Here is a 14702-nt window from a genome sequence, read left to right on the forward strand (position 1 = left end):
TTTTTTACATTAAAAAGTAAATTTGACTATAATCATATTTGTATCTATTTGATAAACAATATATAATGTCTTTTATTGATAATTTTTTTTAATTGTGATAAATTTTACGAAATTTGGAGAAATCGTAAAAAGAAAAATATGTCAGAGCAACCATTACAGACGTTAGGAGAGTTTCTTATTGATAGACAGGATGATTTTCAGTATTCTACGGGAGAGTTTTCCCGCCTTCTGAGCGCAATAAGGCTGGCTTCTAAGGTGGTAAACAGAGAGGTAAATAAAGCAGGAATTGTAGATATTGCGGGGGCTGCCGGAAACCAGAATGTTCAGGGTGAGGAGCAGCAGAAGCTTGATGTGATTGCCAATGAAATTTTTATTACGGCTTTATCTCAAAGAGAGGTTGTATGTGGTATTGCTTCAGAAGAAAATGATGATTTTATTGATATTAAATGTGGTGAAAATGGTCATTTGAGTAAATACGTTGTATTGATTGATCCCCTTGACGGTTCTTCTAATATAGATGTGAATGTTTCTGTGGGAACTATTTTCTCAATTTACAGAAGAGTAACCGAACCAGGGACTCCCGTTCAGCTGGAAGATTTCTTACAAAAAGGAGTTAATCAGATTGCGGCAGGCTATGTAATCTACGGTTCTTCCACAATGATTGTGTATACCACAGGAAATGGTGTGAACGGATTTACCCTTGATCCATCTTTAGGAACATATTATCTTTCTCATCCAAATATGACTTTCCCAAAAACAGGTAAAATTTATTCTATCAACGAAGGAAATTACATCAAATTCCCTCAAGGCGTTAAGAATTACCTTAAATATTGCCAGATGGAAGAAGGCGACAGACCATATACATCAAGATATATTGGATCATTAGTGGCAGATTTCCACAGAAATATGCTAAAAGGTGGCATTTACATCTATCCGTCTTATTCACAGGCACCTAACGGAAAGTTAAGATTGTTATATGAATGTAATCCAATGGCATTCTTGGCAGAGCAGGCGGGTGGAAAAGCTACCGATGGTTTCAGAAGAATTCTCGAGATTGAGCCTACAGATCTTCATCAAAGAATACCTTTTTTCTGTGGAAGTATCGATATGGTAGAAAAAGCTGAAGAGTTTATGCGAATTGATAGTGTAAAATAAATGAAAGCAAAATATTTCAGATATTTATTAGAATTCAAACGCCCGAGTGGAACATCTCGCGGCGTTTTGCATGAAAAAGAAACCTTTATTCTTGAAATTTCCGAAAATGAAAAAAAGGGAATAGGAGAATGCGCGGTTTTCAGAGGATTAAGTTTTGATGACAAGCCGGATTATGAAAAAAAGCTGCAGTGGCTTTGTGAAAATATTCAGCAGGATTCTAAATTTTTAAAAGAGAATTTAAAGGAATATCCATCCATTTGGTTTGGGTATGAACAGGCGGTTCTTAATCTAAAACATGGTAAAAATTTTTATTTTCCAAGTGAATTTACTGAAGGTAAAATGCCTATTATTATTAATGGTTTGATCTGGATGGGCGATATCAATTACATGGAAGAACAGATTCAGGACAAGCTGAAAAAAGGCTTTCATTGTATAAAATTAAAAATCGGAGTTGATTGGAAATCTGAACATGAAATTCTTCAAAAATTAAGACAAAAGTTCTCAAAAGAAAAACTGGAACTTCGCGTAGATGCAAACGGAGGATTTACAAAAGAAGAATCAAAGACTGTCCTAAAGCAGCTGACAGACCTGGATATTCATTCGATTGAACAACCGGTAAAAGCCGGAAACTGGAATGATATGGCGGAATTATGTGCAGAAACCCAAACCCCGATTGCTTTAGATGAAGAATTAATAAGTATTGTTAATTTTAATGAAAAAGAAAAGCTTTTAAAAGCAATAAAGCCTCAATATATTATTTTGAAACCATCTTTGATAGGAGGTTTTTCCGGTTCGGATGAATGGATTTCGCTGGCAGAAGAACAGAATATCGACTGGTGGATTACTTCTGCTTTGGAAAGCAATATCGGGTTGAATGCCATCGCTCAATATACTTTTACCAAAAACAGCAAAATGCCTCAAGGTTTAGGAACAGGATGCCTATTTACTAATAACTTCGAGAGTCAATTGGATCTTCGTGGCGAACAATTATTTTTTAAGGGGTAATGTATTTATAGGATCGAATAATTTTTTGGATAATATGGTCAAAAATAGCTGTTAAATTACATCTTTTACAAAAATAGCTTTCTTAAGGCATTCAAGCCAGTAAGAAAACTTTTTTCTTATTTTTTTCATGCTAAAAATTTTAGTGTTTATTACCATAGAATTTTGCAATCTTTATGCCAACATATACAATTGTTTTTGGGTTTGAATAAGGTTTTGTTATATGATTAAAATTAAAATATTGTTGTAAGTTATTTTTGAAATGTATCAGTTGTATTCAGATGTATTGATGATAATATTACTATTTTATACATAATAAATATAACTTGGGGTCTGTGTCAAAATAGGTTGGATGCCAAATTAAAACGTTAAATAAAGTCAAAAGATTCTGCTTTTTTCATCTTTATGAAATGTATTGATTAATTGCCAGGAGATAGGTTAGTATGCTTGTTAATTTTAAGTAATTTCTCAATTAAATAAAAATACTGAATTATTAACGATTATAGTTTTTAATTATAATTTCCATAAACCCTTTAAATTTCTTAAATTTGCAAATTGTCGTATAATAAGGCATTTTAAAGTGAATTTTAATGGAAGAAGAAAAAAAATCACTCAATTTCATTGAGCAAATTATCGAAGATGATTTGGCAAACGGTCTGAGAAGAGATCAGATCCGTTTCCGTTTTCCGCCTGAGCCAAACGGTTATCTGCATGTAGGTCATACCAAAGCGATCTGCATCAACTTTGGTCTAGGTGAAAAATACAATGCTCCCGTAAACCTTCGTTTCGACGATACGAATCCTGAAAAAGAAGAGCAGGAATTCGTAGATTCTATCATGAAAGATGTTGAATGGCTAGGTTTCAAATGGGATAAAGTTTTGTACGCCTCCGATTACTTCCAGCAGCTTTATGATTGGGCGGTTAAACTCATTAAAGAAGGAAAAGCTTATGTAGATGAGCAGCCGTCTGAAGTAATTACTGAACAAAGAAAAAATCCTGCCGAGCCGGGAATTGAATCTCCTTACAGAAACCGTCCTGTTGAAGAGTCTTTAGATTTATTTGAAAGGATGAAAAACGGTGAATTCGAAAGTGGTTCAATGTCTCTTCGTGCAAAAATCGACATGGTTTCGCCAAATATGAATATGCGTGACCCTGTGATGTACAGAATTTTGAATAAACCTCACCACAGAACCGGTACAGCATGGAAAATTTATCCAATGTACGACTGGGCGCACGGTGAATCCGATTATATCGAGCAAATTTCACACTCGCTTTGTTCTTTGGAATTTGAAAACCACAGACCGCTTTATAACTGGTATTTAGATCAGGTTTATGAAGAAGGAAAGGTGAAAAATAAGCAAAGAGAATTTGCTAGAATGAATGTTTCTTACATGATTACTTCCAAAAGAAAACTGCAAAGGCTGATTGCTGAAAATGTAGTAAACGGCTGGGATGATCCAAGGATGCCTACCATTTCTGGAATGAGGAGAAAAGGATATACACCGATGGCTATCAAGAATTTTATCGAAAAAGTGGGGGTAGCCAAAAGGGAAAATTTAATTGAGCTTCAGCTATTGGAATTTTGCGTTCGTGAAGATTTGAATAAAGTCGCAAAACGCGTGATGACGGTTGTTGATCCCGTTAAATTAGTCATTGAAAACTATCCTGAAGGAAAAGAAGAATGGCTGGAAACTGAAAATAATCCTGAACAAGAAGATGCAGGAACCAGAGAAATTCCTTTCTCCAGAGAATTATATATTGAGCGTGAAGACTTTAAGGAAGAAGCTAATAATAAGTTCTTTAGACTGAAATTAGGTGGCGAAGTCCGTCTAAAATCTGCATACATCATTAAAGGTGAAAGAGTAGATAAGGATGAAAACGGAAATATCACAACTATCTACGCATCTTATGACGAAAAATCCAAGTCCGGAAGCGGAACTGAGGAAAGCTTAAGAAAAGTAAAAGGTACAATTCACTGGGTGTCTGCAAAGCATGCCATTCCTGTGGAAATTAAAAATTATGATAAGTTATTCACTGTGGAACAACCTGATGCTGAGAAAGATGTGGATTTCTTAAACTTCATCAACCCGGAATCCGTAACAACAGTTCAGGGATTTGCGGAACCAAGCCTAAAGGATGTGGCAATTGGAGAACCTCTTCAATTCCAGAGAATTGGCTATTTTACAAAAGATCAGGACTCTACGGATACGCATTTGGTGTTCAATAGAACAGTGACATTAAAAGACTCTTATAAGCCGGAGTAAAAAATTATTTATATCAAAATAAAAAAACAGGGCTTAATTTTTTAAGTCCTGTTTTTTTGTTTTTAAACACTAATAGTACAAATAATCGGTACAAATTTTACAAATCATAATTGTGTTATTTGTGAAAACAATTCGTGTTTAAAAAAAGCTGGCAATAAGTAAATTATTAATTAAAATTTGAAAAATTATGAAAATTATAAATATATATACCAACTCATTCAAGGGGCTATCGCGAGAAAGCTGGATGCTAGCTTTGGTAATGCTTATTAATCGTTCGGGATCAATGGTACTTCCTTTTTTAGGGGTTTATATGACAAATTATCTGCATTTCAGCATAGAAAATACGGGTATTGTATTGAGTTTTTTCGGTATTGGATCAGTTTTGGGATCATGGCTGGGGGGATTTATTACAGATAAAATTGGTGAATATAAAGTTCAGTCTTTCAGTCTGTTATTAAGCGTTCCTTTATTTTGCCTGATTCCTGTTTTCAAAACTGAAGTTGGAGTGGCGGCTATCATTTTGCTGCAAAGTATTGTGAGTGATACCTTTCGTCCTGCAAACTCGGTTGCGATTACAAAATATGCAAAGCCCGAAAACATCACGAGAGCATTTTCTCTAAACCGGATGGCGGTCAATTTAGGATTCTCTATTGGCCCGGCGTTAGGAGGGATATTGTCTGCCATTTCCTATGAATTTCTCTTTCTCAGTAACGCTTTGGCAGCATTATCGGCAGGAATCATCTATATCTGGTTTTTCAGAAAACGTAACAAACTGGCAAAATTAAAAGCTAAAAAAGTAAAAGAAGTTATAGAAATCAAGAAAGAAAATTCGCCCTACCGAGATAGTAAATTCTTGATCTATTGCTTCTTTTGTATGCTGTTTTCAATTTGCTTTTTCCAGTTATTCAGCACCCTGACAATCTTCTACAAAGACGTAGCCCAATTAAGTCAGCAAAATATTGGTTATATTCTAGGATACAGCGGATTTCTCATCGTATTGCTTGAAATGGGATTCGTACAAATTGCAGAAAAATATTTCAATTTAGCCATTACAATGTTATTGGGAACCTTTATTTGTGGGATTTCATACACAATGATGGCATTCGATTACAGCATAATCACATTAGTAATTTCTATGACGATACTTTGCATTGGAGAAATATGGACACTACCTTTCATGTCGACTATTACGGCATTGCGGTCCGGAGAAAACAATAAAGGCGCCTACATGGGACTGAACGGGATTTCGTTCTCCATTGCGTTTATCATTACTCCATATCTGGGGACTTTAATTGCTGAGAAATTTGGGTTCAATACCTTGTGGATTGGGACAGGAGTTTTGGCGGCAACAATTGCCGTTGCCTTTTACTTTATCGTTCCTTGGATCATTGATGCAAAGAAACTTGAAAAATAATTTTTTTAGGGCGTGTCCCGGGAGATTTCACGGCTTTACTCATTCCTGAAATCACCCGGGCCGGGCTGCTCTGGGGTACGCTTTGCTTCCGTGCTCATTCGTTTCTCATTCGCACCGGCTCCTTTGTCGCCGCCCTCTGTATCCCTCACGCAGGAGAAGTCTGCAAAAGAAACGGATGTGAGTAAAGAAGATTCACAAAATATTAATCGTTAATAAATAAAAAGTATAGTTTCAATATGCTTTCTGATTTGGATTTTATCCTTGAAAACCCCACAAAATTGTGTTGATTTTTCCACATTAGAACTGAAAGATTAATAATAGAATAGTTGAATAATTCTACTTGAAATTCTTTGCTTATATATCCTCTATGTCCTATCAATAAAAAAAATTAAAGATTTTATTTAATGTCATTAAAATAATTTATATCATGAATATTTGCAGACGGAAAATCAGATGAGTGAAAGATTCCATTTTTATCACATACCGCATGAAGTTTGTACCCGAAATATCTTGTTTTCTGTTCAGCACAATATCCAGATGCAGGTTTTATTTCTTCTGAAGAACAAATTCCGGAAAAATTAGCCCTGCTGATTTTATAGATTTAACAGGTGTAGAATCTACAATAAAAATATTGGTAAAAGATGAAGTGAACAATCTTTTTATTCTATAATTCTTAAATGCATAACGGGTAAAACTTATCTTAGAATAAGTTTTTAAACAACCATTTAAATTATGTTTGAAATTAATTAATTGATTGTCATTAAATTGAGGATTTTATCAATGTTAAAGTAAGAAAAAAGCCGGTGCCTGGCACGATTTTTACATTTTCGAGGTTAGTAAAATTAAAAATCAGAGTTATGAAAATTTTTAAACAGGCAATTCTGCTGTCCGGAATTCTTACAGCCAGTGTTGTAAGTGCACAAAATGCTAAGATGAACAACATGATCAAGGTAGGTGCTAATGCTGGTTTAGCGGTTCCTTCAGATAATGTTTCTGCTTCTGTAGGAGTAGATGTGGCTTACCAGAACCTTATTACTCCAGGATTCGGATTAGGTATTGCGACTGGGTATACTCACTATTTCGGAAAAAATAACAATGGATATAATAATAATGATGTGGGATTAATTCCTGTGGGTGCTTTGATCAGGATTTACCCTAAACGGTCAGGATTTTATTTCGGAACGGATTTAGGATACGGATTCCTGATAGGTGATGAGAAAGTGGCGTCCAATACTACACTTAATAGACCGAACGGCGGTTTCTATATCAAGCCTGAAATAGGATATCACAACCGAGATTGGAATTTCTTTGTACAGTATCAGAAAGTATTTGTAGGAGATAAAGGAGATTTGCCGAATCAGAATTATAATGTGGGGAACATTGGGGTAGGATTTTCTTATAATATTCCATTAGGAAAGTAGTTAGATTTAGATATAAACAATTATTAGCCAAACCTTTTCAAAAACTTGGAAAGGTTTTCTTTTTCCGCTGTGGGATTTACAAAAACTATTATTATATTTGATAAAATTTGAGATTATGATTTTGAATCCAAAATTTCCACTTTATTTACCAGGAGTAAAAAATAGCAGCAATGATAATGTTTCTATCATTGGGGCAAACCTTCGTGAAGATATTACAAGTTTAGGCTTTTTTGTTTCCAGTAACGGAGGTCTTGAGATTAAAATCCAAAATATTTATCCTACCAAAGAATATGCTTCTTTTACTGATATATTGAAGAAATTCATTGAGGATAACCAACTGGAGAATGTGAAAAGATTAGCAATGGCTGTTCCGGGACCTGTGATCAACGGGAAAAGCCACCCTGCAAGACTGGGATGGGATCTTGATGTAGAAGAATACAAAAGAGACTTCAAATTCGAAAAGGCAGACATGCTGAATGATCTTGAGGCGTCTGCTTATGGCATGGCGCTTTTGGAAGACAGCGATTTGGATCCTATCTACACAAGCGGGCATCTTGAAAATGGAAATGTGACAATTCTTGCTCCTGGAAACGGGCTAGGGGAAGCTGGATATTTTTTCGACGGAAAATATTTAAGGCCTTTTGCAACAGAAGGTGGTCACTCAGAGTTTTCTCCGAGAACCAATGTTGAGGTAGAATTTTATCAGTTCTTAAACAATATTTATGGTATTGTAAGCTGGGAAAATGTACTTTCCAAAACAGGTTTATTTAATATTTACAGATTTTTGAGGGATGTAAAAAGACATCCTGAACCGGAATGGCTTGCTGATAGATTTTCAAATGGAAATTTTGTAGAAGAACTGTTCAAGGCTGCGGTGGAAGAAGATGTATTGATTTGTAAAATCGCTTTAGATACCTTTATCGAGTTTTTAGCGAGAGAAGCCAATAACCTTACTTTAAAGCTGAAAGCAACAGGTGGTTTATTAATTTCAGGAGATATTCCTCAAACTATTCAGACTTATATGGATAAAGATAAGTTTTATGAAAAATTCAAAATAAGTGATAAAATGGAAGAGATGCTTAGAAATATCCCTATCTATCTTATTAAAAACAGTAATACAGGCTTAAATGGTGCTGCACTCTATACTGCTTATTATCAAGATTAAAAAAATGGCTCCGAAATTATTCGGAGTTTTTTAATGATATTATTAATAGAAATAATTGTTTTTATTGATATATATCAATAGAATCTATCATAGGACTTAGCTACATTTGCATCAGTAAATAAAAAACAAGTAAATAAATTTTATTCAAATGAAAAAAATATTTTTATTAGCAATTTTAGCTGGTGGTTTAGCATTCGGACAATCAAAAAAAGTAGTAGCTTCAGACGTGCACTGGTGGGGATACAAGATTGCAAAATCTGAGGCAAGTTCTCATGACGGTACCGTAAAAGTAAAATCAGGCGAAATGGTAATGAAAGGAAACCAGCTGCTGGGAGGATCTTTCGTTTTAGATATGACTTCTATTAATTCTACTGACCTTACTGGTGAATATCAGGGAAAATTGAACGGACATCTTAAAAACGGAGATTTCTTCGAAGTTGAAAAATATCCTACAGCGACTTTCAAAATTACAGGAGTAAAGAAAAATAATGATAAAATCTACAACTCCTTAGTAACTGGAAACTTAACGGTAAAGGGAAAAACAAACCCTATTTCTTTCCCTGCAAAAATTTCTTACAGTAAAGGAGTGGTAAGCTTGGTCTCAAATAAATTCACTATAGACAGACAAAAATTTGATGTTGCTTATAAGTCTACCATGCAGGATGTTCTTGTGAAAGATGATTTTGATATGCTTGTAAAAGTAACAGCTAAATAATTTAATCAAAAAAAAATTGTTAAAAGTGTAGAAGTTCTACACTTTTTTTTATTTTTGTTAAATTGTAAATAAAAAAGAATGAAAAGATTACTATTGTTTGCTGTGATGTGTGTAAGCATGTCATTTGTTTTCGCGCAAAAGAAAGGAGATAAAGTGGTAAAGGTAACATCATCAGAGATCAGATGGTGGGGTTACAAGGTTGTAAAAACGCTTCCTACAACACATTCCGGAACGGTAAAGCTGAAAAGCGGAAAGTTCACATTCGATAAAACGGTTTTGGTAGATGGGGAATTTGTGATTGATATGAAATCAATCATGGCAGGTGATATTTCAAACCAGGATGAGGATATGGTAAAGCTTACCAATGACCTTAAAAGTACTAATTTCTTTGAAGTAAAGAAATTTCCTTTGGCAAAATTCCATTTGACGAAAATTATTCCTTTGGCAAACAGTGAGTACAATTCTACAGTTTATGGCGATGTTACCATCAAAGGAGTGAGAAAAACGATTACTTTCCCTGCAAATGTTTATATTACTCAGTTTACAGTAGTAATTGAATCTGCAAAATTCTCTCTAAACAGAAGAGATTTTAAAGTATTCTACCAGTCTTCACTTAAAGATTATTTCATCAAAAACGAAATGGATATACAGTTCAAGATTTCAACAGCAGTATTGGATAACGAAAACAGAACTCCTGCAAAAAAGAAAAAATAAGGTTTTAACTTTTTTTGATAAACTTAAGAGTGATTTCTCAGGAAGTCACTCTTTTTTATGGATTTATTTTAATTGATAATTATATTTTTATTTTACATTTAAACTTAAAAATATTTTTGTATTAAAATTTTACTAAATATCAACTAATGTAATGTAAATGGTGAGTTATTTTATTAAGTTAAAAATATTTACTGCATATTTGTAATACTTAATATCAATGAAGATGTGTGTTTGAGCAATTAAATAAATACACATCTATGACAAACAAAATCATTATCGTAGTTCTTGCAATATCTGTAAGATCGTACTCTCAGGTGGGAATCAATACTACCAAGCCGCAAGGTGTTCTGGATATCGTTTCCACGACTTCTACAATGGTCATTCCCAGGCTGCCTGATCCCAATGCCATTACCTCGCCGGTAGCAGGAATGCTTGCCTATGACTCTACCAATAAAACAATTCGCTATTATGACGGTGTACAATGGTCTACCCTGATGTACAGTAAAGAGCAGACAAAATCTAACGAAGGTGTGGTGAAAATAAGTGGCAGCGGAGTAGGTGGTTCTGCAGGAACAAAACCCAGCTGGGCCAATGTTCCTCCTGATACCACTAAGCAGGTGACTTATTCCGCACCTCTGAATTATGCATCATCACCCACTACCAGCTGGCCGGATAATTCTCCGGCTTCAGACGATAAGATTTATAAGAACGGTCGGTTTTTAGAAAACAATGTGCTGGGGCAGGTTCACCAATGGCGTATTATTGTTAATTATACCAAAAATGCCAATGCTTCAAGCCAGGAGATCAGATTTATCTTAAGAAATCCTTCATCAGGCTTCAGATCAGAAATGAACGCGGTCATTCCTACAGGTAAATCTAGTGGGATTCTGGTGTATAATTTTACTACAATTGCTGATAAAGTGAGTCTTCCGCCGCCCTTAGGAACGGGAAATGGATATATAATAGAATGGGAATCATCGGATAAGGTTACCGCATTATCTATCGATAGTATTACCAGGGTTTCTGCTCAGAAAAACTAAGAAAATACATAATATTATTAACGGGGAAAGCATCATTAGATGCTTTTTCTTATTTTAGTATGATGAAAATTTATGTAGTAAGCGGCTTAGGAGCAGATTTTAAAGTATTGGAAAAACTACAGTTTCCAGAACACCATAAGGTTGTTTTTATTGAATGGCTTGTTCCTTATCAAAACGAAACTTTTTCCGGATATGTTCAGAGAATGGTCGAGAAAGTGGATGATTCTGAGCCTTTTTATCTTTTGGGATATTCCTTCGGAGGAATAATGGTCCAGGAAATTAATAAGTTGAAACCGGCAGACAAAGTAGTGATATTGGGAAGCATTAGATCCGATAAAGAAAAATCCCGGCTGATAAAAGTAGGGCAGTACACCGGAATTCCCAGGATGCTTCCGTTGAGGTTTTTTAATGATAAAACGACTAATGCATACGCTGTAGTAAGAAAACTATTCGATCCTAAAAATCCCAGGCTGCTCCAATATTTCCGTGTACGCGACCCTTACTATTTGAAATGGTCTATTGAAAAAATCTCCGAGTGGAAGTTTGAGGGTACACCGGGTGTGATCCAGATTATGGGTGACAGAGATATTGTTTTTCCGATAAAAAACTCAAAACCTGATTTTATCGTAAAAGGGGGTACTCATCTTTTTCCAGCTACAAAATTTAAAGAAGTATCTGGTATTTTGAAGGGTGTTTTTGTTTAAATATAAATTAAAATTAAATTTAGGTTAAAATTTATGGGGTATTATTAAAAAATATATTTTTTGTGAAAATTTATTTTTAAATTTGAAAAGGTTTAAATATAAATTGTATGACTGTAGGCCTGAAATGGATTGTTTCTTTTGCTATCATTACCCTTGTTGCTGTCGGAGGATTATTCTGGAGCTCTATTGTAGATTTTCCGAATACGGGAGAGTTTTTACCGGAAGATAATATCGTAGGTGCCGATGTAGCATGGATATTGGCTGCGGCCGGCCTTGTACTTCTAATGACGCCCGGGCTATCATTCTTCTACGGAGGAATGGTAGGTAAAAAGAATATTATTTCCACAATGCTTCAGAGCTTTATAGCGTTAGGAGTGATTTCTATTTTGTGGGTAGTGGTGGGCTTTTCGCTTTCTTTTGGAGATTCTATAGGCTTTACCATTAATGGAGAACATTACGGTGTTATTGGAAATCCCTTAAGTTATCCTTTTTTCAACAGGGTAGGGGTATTGCCTCATAAAGCGATGGCTTCTACGATACCTTTTATTCTTTTTGCCCTGTTTCAGATGAAATTTGCGGTCATTACACCTGCCTTGATCACTGGTTCTTTCGCCGAGAGGGTGAGGTTTATTTCTTACCTGCTGTTTATGGTGCTTTTCAGCTTGTTTATTTATTCGCCGCTTTGCCATATGGTCTGGCATCCGGATGGCCTTCTCAATAAGTATTTTGGAATTAAAGATTTTGCGGGTGGTACAGTAGTGCATATGAGCGCGGGATTTGCAGCACTGGCGGGAGCGATTGTTCTGGGAAACCGGAAAAACCCTCATCATGAGCCTTCTAATATTCCTTTTGTGCTTCTGGGGACGGGGATGCTTTGGTTCGGATGGTTTGGCTTTAATGCTGGTTCTGCTCTCAGCGCCAATGCTACAGCAGCCAACGCGTTTGGAACGACTACCATTGCTTCGGCTTCTGCCATGATGACGTGGATCTTTTTTGACCGTCTTAACAGGAGAAAAGTTTCTGCGCTGGGAGCCTGCATCGGAGCGGTTGTTGGTCTGGTTGCCATCACGCCGGGATGTGGCTTTGTATCGGTTTCCGAGAGTCTTTTTATAGGATTTATTTCTGCAATTGTTTCCAATATCATGGTAAACTGGAAAGCGTTAAAAAAAATCGATGATACATTAGACGTTTTTGCATGTCACGGTGTGGGAGGTATCATGGGAATGATCCTTACGGCGATTTTTGCTCATGGAGAGAATGCAAGTCTTCTGCATGGAGGTTTTGAAGTATTCCTGCATCATATGATGGCTTTAATACTGGTTTCGTTATTTGCTTTTTTCGGATCATTAATTTTATATAAAATAACAGATAGCATCATTACTCTAAGAGTTTCTGAGGAGTCTGAAAATATGGGGTTAGACATGTCTCAGCATGAAGAAAGCTTTTGTTGAAAGATAATCGTGAATTATCAGTTCGTTTTGAGAAATTTTTAAAATAATAATTCACATCAATAATATTCTCGTGTTCATATAGTTTTAATAAAAGCCGGAGGTGATTTTCATCTTTGGCTTTACAATTTATCGTGTATCTTTGTGTTAAAGAAAAGGTTGAATTGTCAATTATGGAATCAATATCAGTTTTTGAGATTATTAAAGTAGGAATAGGTCCGTCAAGCTCCCATACAATGGGCCCTTGGAATGCGGCTTCTGCGTTTATCAGGATTATAAAAAGAGAAAGATCAATTGCTGAGGTAAAAGAAGTTTTTCTTGAATTTTTTGGTTCTCTGGCGAAAACAGGCATCGGGCATGGTACCGATATTGCCGGAATGCTTGGCCTGAATGGAGAAGACTTTAAAAAAATCGATACCTCAAAAATTGATGAAAAGATTGATACCATAAAAACAAACCGAATCCTTAATCTTGGCGGCGAAAAAGAAATTCCTTTCATATACGGGCATCATCTGGTGCTAAATATGCAGAAATCTCTCGATTTTCATCCAAACGGAATGATTTTTAAGGCCATTTTCGAAGACGGAACAGAGCTCGTTCAGGATTTTTATTCTGTAGGAGGCGGATTTATTATGAGCCAGGAGAAAAAATCTATTGAAAAGCATTGCATTAGAACTCTGTACCCATGTCATCATTCTTCAGATATCGTGAAATATTGTGATAAATTGGGATTAAACAGAGTATCAGATTTAATTTTAATGAATGAAGAAAGCTGGAGAACCCAGGAGGAAACAAAGCAGGAAGCGCTTTATATCTGGCGGCAGATCAAAGAATGCATTTACAAAGGGGTCAATAAAGAAGGTACTCTTCCCGGAGGGCTGAATGTTTCCCGAAGAGCAGCCGGAATCAACAGAAAATTGTTAGGCGATAAAATTTATAAAAATATAGATGAATGGTTCCAGCAGGTTGTAGATGCTGAAGAAAATTTCACTAATATCAATAAATGGATCTCTTGTTTTGCCTTAGCCGTAAATGAAGAAAATGCAAGCTTCGGAAGAATCATTACAGCTCCCACAAACGGTGCCAGTGGCGTAATTCCGGCAGTTTTGATGTATTCTCAGGCCTTTACGGAGTTTGTTACTGATGATGATATCGTAAGATTTTTATTGGTAGCCGGTGAAATAGGAACTTTGTTCAAAAAAAATGCAACTATTTCCGCTGCAATGGGCGGTTGTCAGGCAGAAGTAGGTGTTTCATCAGCGATGGCCGCAGCCGGGCTTACCGAAATTTTGGGAGGAAGCGTAGGACAGGTTCTAATGGCCGCCGAAATTGCTATGGAACATCATTTAGGTATGACCTGCGACCCGATTAAAGGCTTAGTTCAAATCCCTTGTATTGAAAGAAATACAATGGGAGCCATCAAAGCAATCACCGCAGCCAATATTGCCTTGGAAAGTGATCCTTCAAAGGCAAAAGTGAGCTTAGACCAAGTAATTCAAACCATGTGGGAAACCGCACTTTCCATGAATGACCGCTTCAAGGAAACCTCTGAAGGCGGATTGGCCATCGCAGTGAATGTTTCGGAATGTTAATATAAATAATGGGTGAGTAATACTTTACATTTCCTTTTTCAATATTGGGGAGCCACGAAGTGGCGACA

The 14702-nt window shown here is 35.8% G+C and carries 13 protein-coding genes; 12 read left to right on the forward strand and 1 reads right to left on the reverse strand.

What is annotated here, in order from left to right:
- The first annotated feature begins 138 nt into the window (after positions 1-138).
- The 4 genes from fbp to BW926_RS11450 all read left to right on the forward strand — a co-directional run bounded on the left by fbp (position 139) and on the right by BW926_RS11450 (position 5835).
- Entirely contained in the window at positions 139-1155 is a 1017-nt protein-coding gene (gene fbp / locus BW926_RS11435; RefSeq protein ID WP_076447200.1) for a class 1 fructose-bisphosphatase, read from the forward strand.
- Complete coding sequence (locus BW926_RS11440) at positions 1156-2160, forward strand: o-succinylbenzoate synthase (protein WP_076447201.1); 1005 nt, start codon at positions 1156-1158, stop codon at positions 2158-2160. It begins immediately after the preceding gene.
- Between the two features lie 587 nt (positions 2161-2747).
- A complete protein-coding gene (locus tag BW926_RS11445; RefSeq protein WP_076447203.1) occupies positions 2748-4421 on the forward strand; it encodes a glutamine--tRNA ligase/YqeY domain fusion protein in 1674 nt (557 codons plus the stop codon).
- 187 nt (positions 4422-4608) lie between these two features.
- Entirely contained in the window at positions 4609-5835 is a 1227-nt protein-coding gene (locus tag BW926_RS11450; protein WP_076447204.1) for an MFS transporter, read from the forward strand.
- Between the two features lie 397 nt (positions 5836-6232).
- On the opposite strand, the gene BW926_RS14760 is transcribed toward BW926_RS11450, so the two are convergent.
- The gene (locus BW926_RS14760) at positions 6233-6436 is read right to left on the reverse strand and encodes a transposase (protein ID WP_143756543.1); all 204 of its coding nucleotides are present in this window, start codon (positions 6434-6436) and stop codon (positions 6233-6235) included.
- Positions 6437-6692: 256 nt separating this feature from the next.
- Between BW926_RS14760 and BW926_RS11460 the strand changes: the two genes are divergently transcribed.
- The 8 genes from BW926_RS11460 to BW926_RS11495 all read left to right on the forward strand — a co-directional run bounded on the left by BW926_RS11460 (position 6693) and on the right by BW926_RS11495 (position 14634).
- A complete protein-coding gene (locus BW926_RS11460; RefSeq protein ID WP_076447206.1) occupies positions 6693-7256 on the forward strand; it encodes a hypothetical protein in 564 nt (187 codons plus the stop codon).
- A gap of 115 nt (positions 7257-7371) precedes the next feature.
- Positions 7372-8421, forward strand: a complete 1050-nt coding sequence (locus BW926_RS11465) for a glucokinase (RefSeq protein ID WP_076447207.1) — start codon at positions 7372-7374, stop codon at positions 8419-8421.
- A gap of 148 nt (positions 8422-8569) precedes the next feature.
- A complete protein-coding gene (locus BW926_RS11470) occupies positions 8570-9136 on the forward strand; it encodes a YceI family protein (protein WP_076447209.1) in 567 nt (188 codons plus the stop codon).
- Between the two features lie 78 nt (positions 9137-9214).
- Positions 9215-9850, forward strand: a complete 636-nt coding sequence (locus BW926_RS11475) for a YceI family protein (protein ID WP_076447210.1) — start codon at positions 9215-9217, stop codon at positions 9848-9850.
- 257 nt (positions 9851-10107) lie between these two features.
- Entirely contained in the window at positions 10108-10890 is a 783-nt protein-coding gene (locus tag BW926_RS11480) for a hypothetical protein (protein ID WP_076447212.1), read from the forward strand.
- Positions 10891-10952: 62 nt separating this feature from the next.
- Positions 10953-11594 carry an alpha/beta hydrolase gene (locus BW926_RS11485; RefSeq protein WP_076447213.1) on the forward strand — a complete coding sequence of 214 codons (642 nt, stop codon included), beginning with the start codon at positions 10953-10955 and terminating at the stop codon, positions 11592-11594.
- Positions 11595-11701: 107 nt separating this feature from the next.
- Positions 11702-13045, forward strand: coding sequence for an ammonium transporter (locus BW926_RS11490; RefSeq protein ID WP_076447215.1), 1344 nt, complete (start codon positions 11702-11704; stop codon positions 13043-13045).
- Positions 13046-13215: 170 nt separating this feature from the next.
- Entirely contained in the window at positions 13216-14634 is a 1419-nt protein-coding gene (locus tag BW926_RS11495; protein WP_076447216.1) for an L-serine ammonia-lyase, read from the forward strand.
- Positions 14635-14702 lie beyond the last annotated feature (68 nt).

It is taken from the genome of Chryseobacterium sp. RU37D (assembly GCF_900156075.1).
Taxonomy (GTDB): domain Bacteria; phylum Bacteroidota; class Bacteroidia; order Flavobacteriales; family Weeksellaceae; genus Chryseobacterium.